An 18,855-nucleotide genomic window follows, 5' to 3' on the forward strand; every position below is an offset into this window, starting at 1 on the left:
AAGGAGACCGACAAAATCTGGGAAACCCCAGATTCCTGCATGACCACCCCGTAGAGCTGGTCAGCTTGTTCCATGGTCCCCCGCCGGTGCGTAATCACGATAAATTGTGTCTGGCTGTCATACTGGCGCAGGAAATGGGCAAAACGGACGACATTGGCATCGTCCAGGGCCGCTTCCACTTCATCCAGCACGCAGAAAGGCACTGGGTTGACTTCCAGCATGGCAAAAAGCAAGGTGATCGCCGTCAGCGACCGCTCCCCGCCGGACAAAAGGCTTAAACGCTGCAATTTCTTGCCAGGTGGCTGGGCGATGATTTCCACCCCGCTCTCCAGCAAATCGTCCGGATCCGTCAAGGCCAAGCGGGCATTGCCGCCGCCAAAGACCACCGGGAAAAGGCGGCTGAAGGAAGCCGAAATCTGCTGGAAGGTCTGACTGAAGCGGTCCTTCACTTCCTGGTCCAGTTCATCCATCGACTGCTGCAGGTTGCTTCTTGCTTCAAGCAGGTCGTTTTGCTGCCCGTTCAAGAAGTCATAGCGTTCCTTGACTTCCTTATATTCGTCAATCGCCCCCAAGTTGACCGGGCCAATATCTTCCAACGACATCCGGTGCAGCTTGACGCTGCGGCGCAAGCTTTCCTGGTTTTCTTCCGTATTTTCCAGCTTGGCCTGGGAAAGCGCGGCTTCATAAGTCAAGGAGTAGTCTTCTCTTAAACTGTCCAGGTGCTGCTTGAGCTCGCCTTTAACCGTGGCCAATTTGACTGAAAACTCCTCTTGTTCACTAGCCGCGTCTTTTCTTAAGTCATAGTTTCTGGTCGCAACTGCTTCCAACTGGTTGATCTGCCCGTTTAACTGCCCCAAAAGCTGGCTGGCTGAATCCAGGTCAGCCTGCTTGTCTTTTTGCTCAGCCAGGAGCCGGTCTTTCTCAAGGCCCAGCTCCTCTTTCTTGCTGGCTGACATTTGACTGGAACTGTCCAAAGCAGCCAGTTTTTCTTCCAGCTGCGCGATCTGCTTCTGGCTGCCCGCCTTTTGCCGGCCGCGCTCAGCTTTTCTGGCCTGCAGGTTTTCCTGCTTGTTGGCCAAAACCGCCAATTGCGGGTCAAGCTCTGCCAGTTTTTCCTGCACGCCCTGGTTTACATCAGTGTAGTTCTGAATGGTTTCTTGCAAACTGGCCAAGTCGCGTTTTTGCTGGTCAGCCAAAGCGGCCAGTTCTTCTTTCTTAGTCTTTTGAGCTGCCTCTTTGTCTTGCAAATCTGCCAGGTAGGCTGCTTGTTCAGCCTGCTGGGCCTGGTAAAGCTTCACGGCGCTTTCCAGGCGCTTGACTTCTTTTTCCTGGTTTTGGAAGGTCAAGACTGCCGCGCTCAAGTCCTGCTGCAGGCTCTGCAGGTCCCGGCTGATTTGCTCCCGGTTCTCCTGCTTGTCTTTGACTTGCTTGTCTAAGCTGGCCAGCTTTTCTTCTTTAATATGGAACTGCCCTTCTAATTCCTCCAGCATGGCTGTCGTTTTGTTGATTTCAGCCGTTGTCTGCAAGGGAGAATTGCTCCGCTGGTTGCGGGCCCCGCCAGTCATGGCCCCGCCAGGACTGATGACATCCCCGTCCAGGGTAACGACCCGGTAGTGACCGATCTGTCTTGAAACGGCCAGGGCCGTGTCCATATTGTCGACGATAATGATGCTGCCCAGCAGGTACTGGATAGCTTCTGAAATATCAGTTTCGCCTTTAGCCTCAACCAATTCGCTGGCCAGGCCTTGGAAGCCGGCAAAGCGTTCCAGAGCCTGCCGGGTTGAAGCTGGAATTGCCCGGTATCTTAATGCATCCAGGGGCAAAAAAGTTGCCCGGCCCAGTCTTCTGACCTTCAGCTGCTGGATGGCATCTTTAGCCGCCAAACGGTCCTTGGCCACCAGACTTTGAACGCTGCCGCCAAGGGCGGTCGTCATGGCTGCTTCCAGGTCAGCCGGGAAGGTCAAAAGTTCCCCAACTGCCCCGATGATGCCTGGGAAACGGTCAGGCTGGTTTAAGACCTGCTTGACCCCGGCATAGTAGCCGTCATGCCGCTTTTGGATGTTGACTAAGGCATCCCGGCGGGCAGTCAGGCGCTGGAGGTTAGTCAAATCCGCCTGCAGCTGCTTTTGCGCGACCTGCTGGTCGGCAGCTAAATGCCCTAATTGGTCGCTAGCTTCCTTTAATTCCGCCTGCAGCTGGTCATTTTCTGCCCGCAGCTTTTGCCCCTTAGACCGCAAGCCTTCCAGTTCTTCCTGGCTCTTGGCCAATTGACTTGAGGCATCTTCATAGCGCTGGTCCTTGCTCTCCTTGGCCCGCTTGATTTCCCCTTCCAGGTAGACCAGCTGGTTGTTGGCGCTGGTCTGGTCCTGCAAGGTCTGAATGTACTCTGAGCGCAGGTCTTCTACTTTCAATTTGAGGCTGGCCGGGTCTTCTTTCAGCTGATCGGCCAGCTTCTGTCTTTTTTCTTTCAGCTGGTCCAATTGCCCGGCATATTCAGCTTCCTGGTCAGCCAATTTGGCAATTTCCGCGTCCGTAGCCGCCAGATTTTCCTTTAAATCAGCCAGCTGTCTTTGGTATTCCAGCCTGGTTGCCTGGTCAAACTGCCGGGACTGCTGGGAAACCTGCAAGGAAGTGTTGATCTCAGAGAGCCGGTTGGTCAATTTCAAGACTTCAGTCTGCAGCTGGTCCCGCTTCTGGCTTTCCAGCTGGAATTCTTCTCTTTTAGCCGCCAGCTTGGCCTGGGACTGCTTGACTTCCGCGTCCAGCCGGCTTAAAAGTTCTTGGCTCTGGGCCAGTTTTTTGGAAACTTCCTTTTCTTCCTGGTCTAAGTCAGCGATTTCAAAGGCCAGCAGGGTCTTCAAGTCCTCATCTAGCCCGGCTTTTTGGAATTGGTATTCCTGGGCCAAAGAGCTCTGTTCATGCAGAGGCTCCAACCGCTTCTCCAGCTCATTGACCAGGTCGTTGATCCGGATCAAGTTGTCATTGGTTGTTTCCAGCTGCCCCTGGGCCTGCTGCTTTTGCTGCTTAAAGTGGAGCACCCCGGCTGCTTCTTCGAAAATCCCCCGTCTTTCCCGGGCCTGGGAATTGAGGATCTGGTCCACCCGCCCCTGGGAAATGATGGCCAGGCTGTTTTGCGAAATGCCGGAGTCCAGAAAGAGGGCCCGAACGTCCCGCAGGCGGACAGGCTGCTGGTTGATCAAGTATTCATTGTCGCCAGATTTTAAAATTCTTCTGGTGATTGAAACCTGGTCAGCTGGAAAGTCCAGTTCCTTGTCCCGGTTATCAAAAACCATGGTTACTTCGGCCCGGTTCAAGGGCTTGCGGAACTGACTCCCGGCAAAAATAACATCTTTCATGTTGCGGCCACGCAGGGATTTAGCGCTGCCTTCCCCCATGACCCAGCGAATGGCTTCCGTGATGTTGCTCTTGCCCGACCCATTAGGACCGACAATGCCGGTAATCCCCTTGGTAAAGTCGATCACCGTCTTGTCAGCAAAAGACTTGAAGCCTTCCAAAATCAAACTAGTTAAAGGCACTATTTTCCTCCATTCAAGTGCTCCAAGGCGTGGCTGGCCGCGTCCTGCTCAGCCTTCTTCTTGTTGCGTCCTTCCCCGTTTGCCAGCTTCTTGCCGTCGACCAGGACTTCAACTTCAAAGTGGGGCGGCTGCTGGCTCTCATTCAACACCCGGTATTCGATGGTCACGCTGCCGTTTTGCTGCAAAAGCTCCTGCAGGTCCGTCTTAAAGTCACGTGACGGGGTAAAGTAGCCAGCCGCGATTAAAGGATAGACGGTCTGGCTAAGAAACTTTTCAACCACTTCAATCCCCTGGTCCAAGAACAAGGCGCCGTTGAAGGCTTCAAAGACATCTTCCAAAAGGGCCTTGCGGTTGCGGCCGCCAGCTTTTTCCTCGCCGACGCCCAGGTTGATTTCTTCTTTAAAGCCGCAGTCCAGTGCCACTTTCGAAAAGCCTTCAGTGCGGACGATATTTGATCTCAGTCTGGTCAGTTCCCCTTCATTTAAGTGCTGGAAGTGGCGGTAGAGGTAGTCAGAGACCGTAAATTCCAAAACCGCGTCCCCCAGAAATTCCAACTTTTCGTAATTCCCCAAAGTTTTGCCTGGATTTTCATTGACATAGGAGGAATGGGTAAAGGCTTCCTCTAGCAGGCGGGCATCCTTGAAGCGGATCCCGTATTTTTCATCCAGCATTTTAATAAATTTAGTTGAGACCATGAACTATTCATCCTTTCATAACACTAAAAATTATATCAAAAGCCCGCCATCAGAGCGCCTTTTTTACCTAATTCCAAGAAAAAACTCTGCCTTGTCCGGCAAATGGACAAAACAGAGTCGCAGATTATTTTTTATAGCCGATTTTATACCATAAAGGATGGCTGTTGTTCATTTCTGCCGGTTCATAGGAGTAGTTGACCAGCTTCTTGTTGATGGCTGTAATCTTGTAGGAACTGGTCAAAGGAATTACAAAGGCTTGCTCTTGCATGTATCTTTGCCACTCTTTGAAGACCTTGATCCGGTAACTGATATTAAAGGCTTCGTCTGAGTCCATTGCTTCCAAAAGCTGGGTATTGGTCTTGGTGGCAAAGCGCTCCAGGTTGTACTGGGTGCCGGCACCGTAGATGCCATTTTGGGAAGGCTCATTGTTTAATGTCCAGCCGGCAATAAACATGTCGACCTGGTTATCGTCTTGGAAGAGCAGGTTGTAAAAAGTATTGAACTCCAGCAAGTGACCGGTGGTCAGCTTGACGTTTAAGCCAATTTCCTTCCACTTCTTAATATAGTTCTTGATGATCTTGCTTTGGCTGGAGTCACCAGTCATGGCAGCCAGGTGGATTACCAGCTTATGCCCCTGTGGGTCCCGCCGGTATTTTTCACCAGACCTGAGCTTGTAGCCTGCCTTGTCCAAAAGCTTTTTAGCCTTAGCTGGGTTATATGGATAACCCTTGCTCTTGTCGTCATAGTAGTCGCCAAATTGTGACGGGATCAGGCTCTTGATGCGGAAGGTCAAGCCAGAAGTGTACTTGCGCTCGATCTGGGTAACGTTCATTGCATAGCCAATCGCCTGTCTGAGAGACTTGTTGGCCATCTTGGAATTCTTGTTCATCTTGACTGAGTTGGTCTTCTCGTCCCATTTGCCCAGCTTGAGGCCCAGGTAGTTGTAGCTCAAGGGAATCGTGGCAACAAAGCGGTAGTTTTTGGTGCTCTTGATCTGCTTCCACTGGGAGTTGACCACTTCGATGATGTCGTAAGTTTTTTCACTGATGGCCGTGGCGACTGACTTCGGGGAAATAATGGAGATGGTGATCTTGCTTAAGCTTGGCGTCCCCCGCCAGTAGTATTCATTGCGGGTCCAAACCACCTTCTGCCCCTGTTCAATGCTCTGGACCTTGTATGGACCAAAATAGACGGGCTTTTTGCGGATTTCGATGCAGGTTCTCAGCTTGCTGAAAGGCACATCTTTAAGGTAGTGATATGGCAGGGCTGATTCCCAGAAATAGCCGTTGCCCGACTTCAACATCCCCGGGTGCATTTCCTTAAAGTGAATTACAACCTTGCGGCCGTTTTCCCCGTCCGGCATTTCAATCCCGCTGATTGTCTTGGCTTTCCCGTCATGGTATTTCTTTAGGCCCACCACATCTTGCAAAGAAGAAGTGTAGTGGGAGCTGTTAGTGGCCTTGTTGGCAATTACCTCGTAGGCATATTCCACGTCTTTTGCCACGACCTGCTTACCGTCAGACCACTTGACCCCTTTTTTAATCTTGATGGTGATCTGCTTGGCCTGCCGGTCCAGGCTGAAAGTTGCTGCCCCGCTGTCAGTGATGTTGTAGCTGTTGTCCGTGTCAAACAAAGATTCAGAGCCGAACTGGGCCAAAGTGGCGTCGGTTGTCGAATCTGCCAGTTCATCAGAAAAAATCCCCGTAAAAGGGGTATCAGTTTCCAAGGCAACCTTGATGCTGCCGCCTTTTTTAGTCTTGGCAAAGCTGGTGGCCACAGGGAACTGCATGGCATCTTCAGCCCCGCTGTTATTGTCCTGCTTGCTTTTGCTGGTCTTTTGCGCGCAAGCTGCCAGGCTTAGAGCCGCCAAAAAGCAAATTGCTAATTTTGTTATTTTCTTCATCAATCAAGAGTCCTTTTTGCTAATTGCTACAATACTTAGTTTACCATAACAAAAGGAGCAAGACCGGGCCGAAGCGAGAGAACAGAAAAAAAGAGGAGGGAAAACCTCCTCTTTTGCGTAATTAGATATTATTTTTTACTTCTTAAAGCCAGTTTCGTACCACAGGGTTGCCGTCTTAGATGGCTTGGTTGAGTAGTTGACCAGCTTGCTGTTGACCGCGGTAATCGTGTATGAGTTGGTCAAAGGAATTACAAAGGCTTCCTTTTGCATGTATTGTTGCCATTCGTGGAACTTTTGTACCCGGTAGCTGTGGTTAAAGGCTTTGTCACTGCCCATTTCCTTCAACAGCTTGGTGTTTTCGCTGGTTGCGAAGCGGGTGAAGTTGTATGGAGCCTTGGCACTGTAAAGGTCATCTTGGGTAGGTTCACTAGACAGTGACCATGCGGCCATGAAGACGTCGACTGACGGGTCATCGTTTTGTACCTTGTCATAGAAGGAGTTGAACTCGATCAAACGGCCAGTGGTCAAAGTTACGTGCAGACCAATCTTCTTCCATTGCTGGATGTAGTTTTGGACGATTGCTTCCTGGTTTGGAGATCCACTCATGGCAGCCAGGTGGATGGTCAGTTTCTTGCCATTTGGATCCCGGCGGTAAGTTTCACCCTTCTTCTTCTTGTAGCCGGCCTTGTCCAGCAAAGCATTAGCCTTCTTCAAGTTAAGTGGGAAGCCCTTCACGCTCTTGTCTGAGAAGTCGCCAAAGGATTCTGGAACCAAAGTCTTGACTCTGAAGGACAGGCCCTGGGTGTAGTGCTTGGTTACTTCATCAACATTCATAGCGTAACCCATGGCTTGGCGGAGATAGCGGTTGCTCATCTTTGAGTTCTTGTTCATCTTGACTGAGCCAGTCTTCTTGTCCCACTTGCCGACCTTGAAGCCCATGTAAGAGTATGACAATGGAATTTGGGCAACAAAGTTGTAGCCCTTGGTCCCCTTAACTTCCTTCCATTGGGAGTTGACAACTTCAATCAAGTCAAACTTCTTGGACTTGATTGACTGGGAAGCTGAGTTTGGAGAGATTACTGAGATAGTGATCTTGTTTAACTTGGCTTGGCCACGGTAGTAGTAAGGGTTTCTTACCCAAGTTGCGGATTGGCCACGGACCAGCTTGGAGAGCTTGTATGCACCAAAGAAAAGCGGGTTCTTCCGGACCTTGTCGCTGGACTGCAGCTTGCTGAATGGGACATCCTTTAGGTAATGGTACGGTGCAGCGTATTCCCAGAAGAAGCCGTTACCGGACTGGGTCATGCCTGGCTTCATTTCCTTAAAGTGCAGAACCACCTTGCGTCCGCTTTCACCGTCAGGCATTTCGATCCCGGAGATCTTCTTGGACTTGCCTTCGTGGTATTCTGCCAAACCGACGATATCTGCCAAAGAACTGGTGTAGCGGGATGACTGGCTGGCCTTGTTAGCGATGATTTCGTAGGAATATTCAACATCCTTGGCAGTTACCTGCTTGCCGTCAGACCACTTGACCCCCTTCTTGACCTCGATCGTTACCGTCTTGGCCTTCCGGTCCATCTTAAAGGTTGCGGCCCCCTTGTTGTTGATCTTGTATTGATCATCGGTTGCAAACAGACCTTCATTCCCAAAAGCCATAAAGTCTTGGTCATATTGGCTGTCTGAAACTTCGTTCAAGAAGACACCCTTGACTGGCGTGTCAGATTCTTCAGCGATGCTAAGGCTGCCGCCCTTCTTAGCCACGCCGGTTGCCGTAGCTTCCGGAAACTTCTTCGCGTCTTTAGCCCCGCTGTTACTGTCAGTTGAGCCACTCTTGCCGCAGCCAGCCAGCAAAGCTGCACCAGCCAGGAATACTCCTAATGTTCCGAGCATTCGTCTCTTCATAATTTAATTTACCTCCACACAATATATTCAAAAGACAAAATACACAGCATATGAATAGTTATCAAGATAGCAATTCACAAAATTTATCTTTCATGCCTTTTACTTTAGCATTTTCATTTTAAAAGTCAATGACAAATTTAATTTAATACTAATTATTTTAGTTTTCTCTTTGCCGGGCGTCGCCAGCCTTTTGCAAAGCTTGGCCGACGTAGTTGATACTCAAGCAGATTACCAAAAGCAAGACAGTTGCCGGCAGCCACAGCCATGGCCGGTCGATGATGTTGACCGGGTCATTGGCAAAACCAATCAAGGTCCCCAAAGATGGAATCTTGGTCGGCAAACCGTAGCCGATGAAGGACAGGACAGTTTCAATCCCGATGTTGCCGGAAACGCTCAAAACGACATCGATGATGATCATTGATGCAATATTTGGCAGAATTTCCCGGAACATGATCTTGGTGTTTGAGGAGCCTGAAGTCTTGGAAGCCAGAACATAGTCTCTTTCTCTCTGTGACAAAATAAAGGACCGGTAGTATCTTGCTTCAACCGTCCAGCCGAACATCGAAATCAGCAAAACCAAAGTCATGGAATTATAGTTTGGCAAAACCGTTACCAAAACGATCAAAATTGGCATTTGCGGCAAAATCTGCACAAAGTCGACAATCCGCATGATGATGGAGTCAATAGTGCCGCCATAGTAACCGGCAACCAGACCAACTACCAGGCCAACCAGTTCACAGAACAAAGTGACCAGGAGACCAATCATGATGGAATTGCGCCCACCCATGATCAACAGATTCAGAATGTCCCGGCCACCGTCATCGGTTCCCAGCAGGTGGCCATTTTGTCCCCAGCCAGCGTAAGATTCCAAAATGTGCATTTCAGTAACCTGGCTGCTGTTCAAGAACAAAGAACCGCCAAAGGTAAGCAGCAAAATAACGACGATGGTGCAAAAGGCCACAGTCGCGGCCTTGCTTTTAAAAATTTCTCTAAAAGCAATCTTCAAAGCGGATGGCGGAATTTGGGCTCTGTCATCTTGCTTCTTTTTGCCTACAGTAAATAAAGCCATCATTTCACCTCTACTTCACGCGAATTCTCGGGTCAACCAGACTCATGATAATGTCAGACAAGAGGTTGCCCAGCAGAGTCAAGGTCCCGTAAATCATGATCAAAGCCGTCAGAGTCGTATAGTCACGCTGACTGATCGAATCAAGGAAGAGCTTACCCATCCCTGGGAAGGAGAAGACCGTTTCAATGATCATTGACCCGCCTAGCAGACCGGTGATGGTGTTACCCATAAAGGCAGCGATCGGCAAGAAAGAGTTCCGCAAGATATGCTTGTTGAAGACGACTTTTTCCGGCACGCCCTTGCTGCGGGCAGTCTTAACATAGTCTTCCACCTTGTTGTCAATGATCCCGGTCCGCAGGTATTGCACCGTCCCAGTCGTTGCGATGATCGCATAAAGAATTGCCGGTAAAATCATGTGCTGCAGGCGGCTGAAGAAAATTCCCCAAAAGCCGCTGGCATTAGCGGAAACCGTCCCGCTGATCGGGAACCAGCCCAGAGTAAAGCCGAAGAGCCAGAGACCCAGCAGGTAAAAGACAAAGCCAGGGATAGCATAAGTCACATAATTGAAAACTGAGATTGCTCGGTCCTGCCATTCGCCTTCATGCTTGCCGGCGCTGATCCCCATTGGGATGGCAATGCCGTAGAGCAAGACAGTTGACAAGAGCGAGAGCCAGAAAGTGTTCTGAGCCCGGTCAGCAATCAAAGACGCAACCGGTACGTGCTGGATATAGCTTTGCCCTAAATCACCATGAAGCAAATTCTTAATCCAGCGCATATATTGAACCGGCACTGGGTCATTCAAGCCATAAGCCTGCTTTAAGCGGGCGATTTCCTTTGGGCTTGAGTTAGGGTTGATCAAGCCGGTAAAGGGGTCCCCAGGCATCATTTTCGCCAGCATAAAGACAATAATACTGAGCAAGATCAGCTGCGGGATCATAATCAAAACCCGTCTTAAGACTGTTTTCCACATTTGCTATTCTCCTCCCTTAAGCTGTTCTTTCGGCAAGGCAACCTGGTGGTTAGGTGCAACCTCGGTCAATGGGTAGACCCGGCCATCTGCATCATACCAGTTTGCCTGGTCCTGCAAAAATTCCTTTTCTATTTCCCGCCGTCTGGCCGCGTGTTCAGCCCGGTGCTCAACGTCAACCTTCGGAATGGCTGACAAAAGGCGCTTGGTGTAAATATGCATCGGATTCTTGTAGATCTCTTCCTGGCTGCCCACTTCCACTAAACGGCCCCGGTGCATGATCGCCAGGTTTTCGGACATGTGCTTGACCACGCCAAGGTCATGGGAAATAAACAAGAAGGCAATGTTGTACTGCTGCTGAATGTGCTTCATGAAGTTCAAAACCTGGGCTTGAACTGACAAGTCCAAGGCACTCGTTGGTTCATCGGCCACGATCAGCTTCGGGTTAGTAGCAACGGCGCGGGCAATCCCGATTCTCTGCCGCTGGCCACCAGAAAATTCATGGGGGAACTTGTAGATCGCGTCACTTGGCATCCCTACGATGTCCAGCAATTCCTGAACCCGGTCACGTTCCTGGTCAGTCGTCAGATTTTCAAAATTCCGGATCGGTTCAGCAATAATGTCCTCAATCCGCTTGCGGGGGTTAAGACTGGACATGGAGTCCTGGAAGATCATCTGCACGTCTTTGTTGTAGTTCATCTTCCGGCGGACTGATTCCTTGGTGATGTCCTTGCCTTTGTAGAGAATCTGCCCGCTGGTCACCTTTTCCACGCCAACGATTGCCTTGCCAGTCGTGGACTTGCCGGAACCTGATTCACCAATCAAGCCGTAAGTTTCCCCTTCTTTGATTGAAAAAGAAACCCCATCAACAGCCCGGACATAATCAGTAATTCTGTTCCAAAAGCCCGACCGGATTGGGTAATGGACCTTCAGATCTTTAACTTGAATAATTTCTTCTGCCATACTTGCTACCTATCCTTCATCTTGAAAGTGGAAAGTCTTCCAGCAGGTGCAGCGGACAAAGTGATTTGGCTCTACTTCGTGCAGCTGTGGATCTGCTTCATGAGCGTCAGCTGGAATCCATGGAATTCTCGCGGCGAAACGGTCACCGGTCCGCGGCATGTTTTTCAGTGACGGAACCGTGCCCTGGATCACGTGCAAATCATCTTTGTCATCATCTGACTGCGGCATGGAGTTTAGCAGTGATCGGGTGTAAGGGTGCAAAGGATGAGTAAACAAAGTTTTCACATCAGCTTTTTCTACAATTTGCCCGGCATACATCACGGCAACTTCATCAGCCGTTTCTGCCACGACGCCCAAGTCGTGAGTGATCAAGATGATGCCTGAGCCGGATTCTTTCTGGATCTCTTTAAGCAAATCCAGGATCTGGGCTTGAATAGTCACGTCCAAAGCAGTCGTTGGTTCGTCAGCAATAATGATCTCAGGCTTGCAGGCAATGGCCATCGCAATAACCACTCTTTGCCGCAAACCACCGGACAGTTCATGCGGGTACATGTCATACATAGCTTCCGGCTTCGGCATCCCGACTTGCTTGAAGAGTTCAATCACCCGGCCGCGGCGCTGCTCTTTATTTAGGTCCGTGTGGTAAAGCAAGGCTTCCGCTACCTGGTCCCCGACTTTCATCAAGGGGTTCAAGCTGGCCATCGGGTCCTGGAAAATCATGCCAATATTGTTGCCGCGAACTTGGTTAAACAAATCCTCACTCAAATTCACCAAGTTCAGGTTCTTGTACTTAATTTCTCCTTGAACCCGGGTGTTTTTCCGGTCATAGAGGCCAACGATGCTGGAGGCAATCGTACTCTTGCCGCAGCCGCTTTCGCCAACAATAGCTAAAACCTCGTTGCGCTTGAGAGTAAAATCGATGCCATCAGCCGCGTCATAGAACTCGCCTTGCAGGCGGTAGCCGGTATGAAGCTGTTCGACGTCTAGTAAAACGTTTTGCTGATTGTCCAACTTTTTTCTCCTTCAAAATAATTATTAGTTAGTAAATAAATATTACACTAGTAGATTTTAACTTTTCTCAAATCTTTTTCAATAGATTTTTAACATTTTTCTAGTGTTTTTTACTTATTTCTTCATCATTTCCGCCAATTCATATCATAATTGTTAAATTATCGTTCGATTTTTATCATATTTTTCTGCCTTTTCCGGAAAATGCGCACAAAAAAAGCATTTGCCACAGATTCTTCTTTGGCAAATGCTAATTAAATATTAGTTGTTTTCAATTCACTTTCAATTTGCTTTCAATCCACTTAACCTTGGTGGCTCTTGATGTAGGCTACCGCATCAGCAACAGTGGTGATCTTTGCAGCGTCTTCGTCAGGGATTTCAGCGCCGAATTCATCTTCCAGCTGCATGATGAATTCCACCAGGTCGATTGAGTCCGCGTCCAGATCCTTGGTAAAGTCAGTATCCATGGTGATCTTGTCCTTGTCCAGCTGGAAGTTGTCCGCGATCAAAGTGGCAATCTTGTCAAAAATTTCTGCTTCAGTCATTATTCTTTCTCCTATAATTTCTAATCTTCCTATTTAGCAGGGTATTCTTTTTTGCTTATCCTTATTTGCTAAATTCTTTCTTAAAAATACTAATCAAGTCTTCAGCTAAAATCTTGTCGATCTGCTTAACCGCGTAGTAGACGGCCCGGGCGTCAGACCGGCCGTGCTGCTTAACTACTGGTGAGTTCAAACCGAGCAAAACAGCCCCGCCGTACTTGGCCGTGTCAAAACGGCTGGCGACAGACTTCAAGGCATCTTTGGCTAAAAGGGCACCCAGCTTGGCCTTAACCCCATTGTTCATCAAACCGTCTTTCAGCATGTGGATGATGACACCGGCTGTCCCTTCGATGCTCTTTAAGACCGCGTTGCCAGTAAAGCCGTCCGTAACGACAACGTCTGCCTTCCCTTGCAAGAGCTCATGGCCTTCAATGTTGCCAGTGAAGTTCAAGGAACTGTCCTTCAAGAGCTGGTAGACTTCCTTGTGCAGGTCGTCACCCTTGTCAAATTCTGCCCCGTTATTCAAAAGAGCTACTCTCGGCTTGGATACGCCGCGGACCTTTTCAGCATAGTAGGATGCCATCTCAGCCCATTGCAGCAGGTATTCCGGCTTGCTAGTGGCGTTAGCTCCAACGTCAATGATGTTGAAGCCGTCATCTGAAGATTCAACCGGCATGGTCGGCATGAGGCCTGGCCGGGCAACGCCCTTGATCCGGCCGACAATAAAGATCCCGCAAGTTAACAGAGCCCCGGTATTGCCCAGTGACAAAAGGGCGTCTGCCTTACCTTCCTTGACCCAGTTAGCTGCTACGACCATGGAAGAGTCCTTCTTGGTCCGCATGGCCTTGACTGGCTCATCTTCATCCAGGATCACTTCCGTGGTGGCTACTATTTCGATCTGGTCATCGCCTGCTGGCAGCAGCTGCTTCAGCTTGCCTTCATCGCCAAAGAAAATGAACTTGTCTTCCGGCAATTCTGGCTTGGCCTTCAAAACTGCTTCTACAATCGCCTCAGGGGCATTTTCCCCGCCCATGGCGTCAATCGCGATTTTTCTCATCAATAATCTCTTTTTCTATTTGGACTAAGCTCTCGCTTGTACGATTTTCTTATATTTTATCACAGCTTGCAGGTCTGCCAACTTTTCTGCTTTCAAGTCTGGATCAGCCTGGACGATCCGCTTGGCCTCGTCTCTGGCCACCACCATGACCTGGTAGTCGCTGACAACGCTGCCTGTCCTAAATTCCGGCAGGCCTGACTGGGCCTTGCCAAAGAGGTCACCCTCGCCCCGCATCTTGAGGTCTTCTTCCGCGAGCTTGAAGCCATCGTTGGTTTCAGCCACGATCTTCATCCTCTTCTTGCCGGCTTCAGTCTTGGGGTCAGCCAAAAAGACGCAGTAGCTTTGCGTCTGCCCCCGGCCGATCCGCCCGCGCAGCTGGTGGAGCTGGCTTAAACCAAAGCGGTCAGCATCAAAGATCACCATCAAGTTGGCATTGGCCACGTCTACTCCGACTTCGATCACGCTGGTTGTAACCAGGATATTTATCTCTCCAGCCGCAAAGCGGTCCATGATGCTTTCTTTGTCAGCTGCCGCCATTTTGCCATGCAAAAGAACAACTTCCTGGTCTGGAAATTCGCCAGCCAGCCTTTCATGTAATGCTTCAGCGTTCTCTAGGTCGATTGTTTCCGATTCGCTGATCAAGGGCGTAACCGCGTAGATCTGGAAGCCTTCGGCCAGTTGCTGGCGCATCAGGGAATATACCTCATCCAGCTGGCTGCTGGTCTTCCAATAGGATTTGATCGGCTTACGGCCGGCAGGCAGGTGTCTGATTTCTGACAAGGCGGTATCGCCATAGACAGTCAAGGCCAATGACCGCGGAATCGGGGTGGCCGTCATGGCCAGGATATCCGGCCGGTCGCCCTTGTTGATCAAGGCCAGACGCTGGGCAACGCCAAAGCGGTGCTGCTCATCAATGATCACCAAGCCCAGCTTCTTAAAAGCCACTTGCTCTTGGATCAAAGCATGGGTACCGATCACCACGTTGATGCTGCCATCAGCCAGTTCCCTATAAATTTCCCGCCGCTCCATGGTCTTGGTTGACCCGGTTAAAAGGGCCACCCGGACACCAAAATCTTCCAGCATGGCGGAAATCTTTTGGTAGTGCTGGTTGGCTAAAATTTCCGTTGGCACCATCAAAGCTGCTTGGTAGCCAGCCGTTACTGCTCCATAGATGGCAAACACCGCAACCACAGTTTTCCCGGACCCAACGTCCCCTTGAAGAAGGCGCTGCATCTGCCGGTCAACAAACATGTCGGCAAAAATCTCATTGATGACCTTTTTCTGGTCAGGCGACAGGTCAAAAGGCAGGGACTTGGTCAGCTTGCCAATTTCTTCCAGGTCATAGTGCTTGGTATAGCCGCTGTGACTCTTATTCTGGCTGGACATCAAGGCCAGCTGCATCTGAAAGAGGAAGAATTCCCGGAATACCGCGCTTCTGCGGGCCTCTTTAGCTTGAGCCAAGTCTTTAGGGTGGTGCATGGCGATAACCAGATCCTGGTCATCCATAAGCCGGTAATGCTGCCGCAAGTCCTCCGGCACGGCATTGCCCATCTCGTCCATGCTTTCGGCGATCGCCAGGTCTATCATGGTCTGCAGCTTCTTTTGCTTGATCTGCCGGTTGACCGAATAAATGGGTGCCATTCCGTCATCTTCATGCTTGCTGGCGATGAGCTTATAGGCTGACAGGCTCTGCTTTCTGAGCTCATATTTACCATAGACGGCAATTTCCTGGCCCACGCTCAGCTGCTTGGTCAGCCATGGCTGGTTAAAAAAATTGACCATGATAATATCATGATCAATTCGCAGTTTGAAGCTGACCCGGCTCTTGTGGTAGCCAAAGTAATTCTGGTAGGGGTTGGTTGCCACAATTCCTTTCAGCATGACCTTCTGTCCGTCTTCCAGCTGGTCCAGCGGAAGGTTCTCCAGTTCGTCATAGCGGTAGGGAAAGTAGAAGAGCAAGTCGTAGATGCTGTAAATGCCTAGCGACCGCAAAGCCTCTGCCGTCTTGGCTCCTACCCCCTTCAAGGCCGTCACCGGTCTGAAAATAGCTTCGTTTAAAGTCATTATTCTACAGAAATCAAGAAGTTATAAACTGGCTGGCCACCGTCGTGAATTTCGAATTCGCAGTCATCATCTTCATGAGCTGCTTCCAGGCGGTCAACAACTGCTTGGGCTTCTTCTTCAGTAGCGTCGCTGCCGTACATTACAGTCACGATTTCAGAGTCTTCGTCCAGCATCTTTTCCGTCATGGCTACAGTTGCGCTGATTGGGTCAGCGTCATCAACCATGATCGTGCCGTCTACGATACCAATGAAGTTGCCCTTGTGGATTTCAACCCCGTTGATTTCAGTGTCACGGGTTGCCCGGGTTACTTCACCAGACTTGACTGAACCGAGTTCATCACTCATGGCTTCAACGTTCGCGTCAACGCTGGCTTCCGGGTTGAAGGCCAGCATAGCGGTCAAACCTTGCTGGATAGTCTTGGATGGCACGATGCCGACCGGAATTTCAGCAACTTCAGCTGCCTGCTTAGCGGACATGATGATGTTGCCGTTGTTTGGCAGGATAATCGCTTGTTTAGCACCGGACTTGGTGATGGCATCAATGATGTCTTGGGTTGAAGGGTTCATGGTTTGCCCGCCGGAGATGATTCGGTTGACCCCTTCGCTTTCAAAGAGCTTGCGGACACCGTTGCCGGAAGCAACCGCGATCACTGCAAAGTCAACGCTCTCTTGTTGTTCTTGTTCGTTGTCAACGATCGTTTCGTGCTGAATCCGCATGTTGTCGATCTTGATCTTGCCCAATTGACCAAATTGTGACCCGTAAAGGAAGACCTTGCCTGGGTATTCAGTGTGCACGTGAACCTTGGCGATTTCCCCGTCAGAAACTGCCAAGAGGGAGTCACCCAATTCTGACAGATAGCTTCTGAATTCTTCCAGGTCAAATGGCTTCTTGTTTGGCACGTCAGCCTTAAGGTCAACCATGATTTCAGTACAGTAGCCGTTGGCGATGTCTGAAGTTGCCAATTGCCCTTGCACAGCCTGGTGGTGAGTCGCGTTGATCAAGGAGTTCATGTCGTCGGCATCTGGAACGTACTTGTCATCGAAGTTTTCGCCCAAGAGACCTTCTAAGAAGCCTTCATAGATGAAGACCAGACCTTGACCACCGGAGTCAACCACGCCGACTTGCTTAAGAACTGGCAGCAGGTCAGGAGTGCTCTTCAGAGCTTCCTTAGCGCCTTCAACCACGGCCTTCATTACTTCTTCTACATCATCGGTTTCATTAGCCTTGTTAGCACCTGCTTGAGCGCCGACCCGGGCCACAGTCAAGATGGTCCCTTCAACCGGCTTCATCACAGCCTTGTAGGCAGTAGCTACACCATTGCTAAAGGCATTTGCCAATTCCTGGGCGTTCAAAGTGGTCTTGCCCTGGGTTGCCTTGTAGAAGCCGCGGAAGAGCTGGGAAGTGATAACCCCACTGTTGCCGCGCGCGCCCATCAGCATCCCCTTGGCCAGGCTTTCAGTCAAGTCGCCGACACTGCTGCTTGCGTTTTCGGAAACGGCCTTAGCACCGCTTTCCATCGTGAGATTCATATTCGTGCCAGTGTCGCCGTCAGGAACTGGGAAAACATTTAGATCATTGACGAATTGCACGTTCTTGCTCATCCGGTGAGAGGCAATCCGCACCATGTCTCTAAATTCTTTACTGCTAATTTCACTTAAAACCAATATTGAATCCTCCACTTATCTAGTCGTCGAGAACCTTTACACCTTGGACAACGACGTTGACCGCCTTGGTGTCGATCCCCAGCTGGCTTCTTAAGTTATATTTGACACTGTCTTGTACATTACGACTTACTTCAGAAATTTTCAAGCCGTAGCCAACAATAATATAGACATCAACAGTTACTTGATTTTCGTCAGACTTAACAACGACGCCGCGCTTGTAGTTTGCCCGGCTTAAAATGCTGTCGACTCCGTCTCTGATGGCATTCTTGGATGCCATACCGACAACGCCATAGTTAGACGTAGCTGCACCACCAACAACAGTTGCAATTACACCGTTTGAAATATCAATCAAACCATACTTTGTCTTGATTTTAACAGCCATGTTTATCCTCCGTCTTATTTCCAATATACACCCTTATTTTATCATAACGAGATAAAAAGCTAACCCTAACGACTTTATTTTCTGGAAAATACTTTTCAAAATAACAATTGAAAAAGCTCAAACTTTATGGTAAAGTCTAATAGTATGACATGACATGTAAAGGGGGTTTAGCAGCATGGCAAAAGATTTCGTAACCGGTAAGAAGACCACTTTTGGTAACACGCGTTCACACGCTTTGAACTCATCACGTCGTTCTTGGAAGCCAAACCTTCAAAAAGTTCGCATTCTTGTAAACGGCAAGCCTAAGCGCGTTTGGGTTTCAACCAAGACTTTGAAGTCTGGTAAAGTTACCCGTGTCTAGTGACGAAACGAGCCCGTCAGATCAATGATCTGCCGGGTTTTATTTTTCTCTAAAATCATCAGCAAAAACAGGCAGCTTGAATAGCTGCCTGTTTTTTACTTCTCCGCCAAATTGACCACCCGGTCAAACATGGCTATTTCTTCATCTGAAATCTTGTGGGCTACTTCAATTACGGTGCCAGGGAAATTCTGCAGAATTGTCTGGTGAATCTGCTTGGAGAGGCGGGGATCCAATGCTGAAGTAGCTTCATCGGCCAGAAGAACCGGCCGCTTGGCCAAGAGAGCTCTGGCAATTTCCAGCCGCTGGCCCTGGCCGCCGGAGAGATTTTTACCTTCTTTGCCAACTTGATAATCCAAGCCCTTTTCTTCAACCAGGCTGGTTAAACCAGCTTTTTGACAAACTGCCAGCAGGTCTTCCCGGCTGACTTCTCTGCCTAAGGAAATGTTGTATTCGATAGTATCATCGAGAATATAGGGCTTCTGCTGGACAAAGGAGAAGTACTCGTGATCCCTGCTCCAATCGCCATTCGCGTCTTTTCCGTTGATCTCGTAGTCCCCATCTGCCAGCTCGATCCGGCCAACAAGGACGTTAAGCAAAGTTGACTTCCCCCAGCCAGATGGTGCTTCCAGCAATACTTTTTCACCATTTTTAACAGTTAAATCAAGATCATTCAAAAGCTTCCGGTCCCCTCTTTGCACACTTGCATCGTCTAAAGAAAGCTCCTTAAACTCATCCCGGTCTG

General features: G+C 49.6%; 15 protein-coding genes. 1 reads left to right on the forward strand and 14 read right to left on the reverse strand.

The annotated features are described in order from the left end of the window. The 13 genes from smc to ACI32D_RS09490 all read right to left on the reverse strand — a co-directional run. A partial coding sequence (smc, locus tag ACI32D_RS09430; protein ID WP_439776313.1) for a chromosome segregation protein SMC occupies positions 1-3,536 on the reverse strand: 3,536 nt, incomplete at its 3' end. Beyond that, positions 3,536-4,231: a ribonuclease III gene (gene rnc / locus ACI32D_RS09435; protein WP_439776314.1), complete on the reverse strand. Its 696-nt coding sequence runs from the start codon at positions 4,229-4,231 to the stop codon at positions 3,536-3,538. The genes smc and rnc, both read right to left, overlap by 1 nt. Positions 4,232-4,355: 124 nt before the next feature. Further along, positions 4,356-6,134: an oligopeptide ABC transporter substrate-binding protein gene (locus ACI32D_RS09440; protein WP_439776315.1), complete on the reverse strand. Its 1,779-nt coding sequence runs from the start codon at positions 6,132-6,134 to the stop codon at positions 4,356-4,358. 135 nt (positions 6,135-6,269) lie between these two features. Then, the gene (locus ACI32D_RS09445; RefSeq protein WP_439776316.1) at positions 6,270-8,036 is read right to left on the reverse strand and encodes an ABC transporter substrate-binding protein; all 1,767 of its coding nucleotides are present in this window, start codon (positions 8,034-8,036) and stop codon (positions 6,270-6,272) included. Positions 8,037-8,193: 157 nt separating this feature from the next. Continuing rightward, a complete protein-coding gene (locus ACI32D_RS09450) occupies positions 8,194-9,105 on the reverse strand; it encodes an ABC transporter permease (RefSeq protein ID WP_439776317.1) in 912 nt (303 codons plus the stop codon). A gap of 10 nt (positions 9,106-9,115) precedes the next feature. After that, entirely contained in the window at positions 9,116-10,075 is a 960-nt protein-coding gene (opp4B, locus tag ACI32D_RS09455; RefSeq protein WP_439776318.1) for an oligopeptide ABC transporter permease, read from the reverse strand. Between the two features lie 3 nt (positions 10,076-10,078). Beyond that, positions 10,079-11,035 (reverse strand): ABC transporter ATP-binding protein, encoded by a 957-nt coding sequence (locus tag ACI32D_RS09460; RefSeq protein WP_439776319.1) that lies wholly within the window; start codon positions 11,033-11,035, stop codon positions 10,079-10,081. A gap of 9 nt (positions 11,036-11,044) precedes the next feature. Next, positions 11,045-12,046 (reverse strand): ABC transporter ATP-binding protein, encoded by a 1,002-nt coding sequence (locus tag ACI32D_RS09465; protein ID WP_439776320.1) that lies wholly within the window; start codon positions 12,044-12,046, stop codon positions 11,045-11,047. A 299-nt stretch (positions 12,047-12,345) separates the two neighbouring features. Continuing rightward, on the reverse strand, positions 12,346-12,588 hold the full coding sequence (gene acpP / locus ACI32D_RS09470; RefSeq protein WP_201330913.1) for an acyl carrier protein: 243 nt from the start codon (positions 12,586-12,588) through the stop codon (positions 12,346-12,348). A gap of 61 nt (positions 12,589-12,649) precedes the next feature. Continuing rightward, positions 12,650-13,642: a phosphate acyltransferase PlsX gene (plsX, locus tag ACI32D_RS09475; RefSeq protein WP_439776321.1), complete on the reverse strand. Its 993-nt coding sequence runs from the start codon at positions 13,640-13,642 to the stop codon at positions 12,650-12,652. A 24-nt stretch (positions 13,643-13,666) separates the two neighbouring features. Next, positions 13,667-15,706 carry an ATP-dependent DNA helicase RecG gene (recG, locus tag ACI32D_RS09480; RefSeq protein ID WP_439776322.1) on the reverse strand — a complete coding sequence of 680 codons (2,040 nt, stop codon included), beginning with the start codon at positions 15,704-15,706 and terminating at the stop codon, positions 13,667-13,669. Further along, positions 15,706-17,370 (reverse strand): DAK2 domain-containing protein, encoded by a 1,665-nt coding sequence (locus ACI32D_RS09485; protein WP_439776323.1) that lies wholly within the window; start codon positions 17,368-17,370, stop codon positions 15,706-15,708. The genes recG and ACI32D_RS09485 overlap by 1 nt, the downstream gene beginning before the upstream one ends. Before the next feature lie 19 nt (positions 17,371-17,389). Then, positions 17,390-17,752: an Asp23/Gls24 family envelope stress response protein gene (locus tag ACI32D_RS09490; protein ID WP_002879711.1), complete on the reverse strand. Its 363-nt coding sequence runs from the start codon at positions 17,750-17,752 to the stop codon at positions 17,390-17,392. A gap of 175 nt (positions 17,753-17,927) precedes the next feature. Between ACI32D_RS09490 and rpmB the strand changes: the two genes are divergently transcribed. Beyond that, positions 17,928-18,113, forward strand: a complete 186-nt coding sequence (rpmB, locus tag ACI32D_RS09495; protein ID WP_270447714.1) for a 50S ribosomal protein L28 — start codon at positions 17,928-17,930, stop codon at positions 18,111-18,113. A gap of 95 nt (positions 18,114-18,208) precedes the next feature. Here the strand turns inward: rpmB and ACI32D_RS09500 are convergent. After that, positions 18,209-18,855: ATP-binding cassette domain-containing protein (locus tag ACI32D_RS09500; RefSeq protein ID WP_439776324.1), on the reverse strand; the 647-nt coding region annotated here is incomplete at its 5' end.

This window comes from Lactobacillus sp., from assembly GCF_051873315.1.
GTDB lineage: Bacteria > Bacillota > Bacilli > Lactobacillales > Lactobacillaceae > Lactobacillus.

Excerpts from the sequence above, each read along its gene's own strand:
- rnc (WP_439776314.1), bottom strand. The coding sequence starts at position 4,231 with ATGGTCTCAACTAAATTTATTAAAATGCTGGATGAAAAATACGGGATC.
- ACI32D_RS09440 (WP_439776315.1), bottom strand. The coding sequence starts at position 6,134 with ATGAAGAAAATAACAAAATTAGCAATTTGCTTTTTGGCGGCTCTAAGC.
- ACI32D_RS09445 (WP_439776316.1), bottom strand. The coding sequence starts at position 8,036 with ATGAAGAGACGAATGCTCGGAACATTAGGAGTATTCCTGGCTGGTGCA.
- ACI32D_RS09450 (WP_439776317.1), bottom strand. The coding sequence starts at position 9,105 with ATGGCTTTATTTACTGTAGGCAAAAAGAAGCAAGATGACAGAGCCCAA.
- opp4B (WP_439776318.1), bottom strand. The coding sequence starts at position 10,075 with ATGTGGAAAACAGTCTTAAGACGGGTTTTGATTATGATCCCGCAGCTG.
- ACI32D_RS09460 (WP_439776319.1), bottom strand. The coding sequence starts at position 11,035 with ATGGCAGAAGAAATTATTCAAGTTAAAGATCTGAAGGTCCATTACCCA.
- acpP (WP_201330913.1), bottom strand. The coding sequence starts at position 12,588 with ATGACTGAAGCAGAAATTTTTGACAAGATTGCCACTTTGATCGCGGAC.
- plsX (WP_439776321.1), bottom strand. The coding sequence starts at position 13,642 with ATGAGAAAAATCGCGATTGACGCCATGGGCGGGGAAAATGCCCCTGAG.
- recG (WP_439776322.1), bottom strand. The coding sequence starts at position 15,706 with ATGACTTTAAACGAAGCTATTTTCAGACCGGTGACGGCCTTGAAGGGG.
- ACI32D_RS09490 (WP_002879711.1), bottom strand. The coding sequence starts at position 17,752 with ATGGCTGTTAAAATCAAGACAAAGTATGGTTTGATTGATATTTCAAAC.
- rpmB (WP_270447714.1), top strand. The coding sequence starts at position 17,928 with ATGGCAAAAGATTTCGTAACCGGTAAGAAGACCACTTTTGGTAACACG.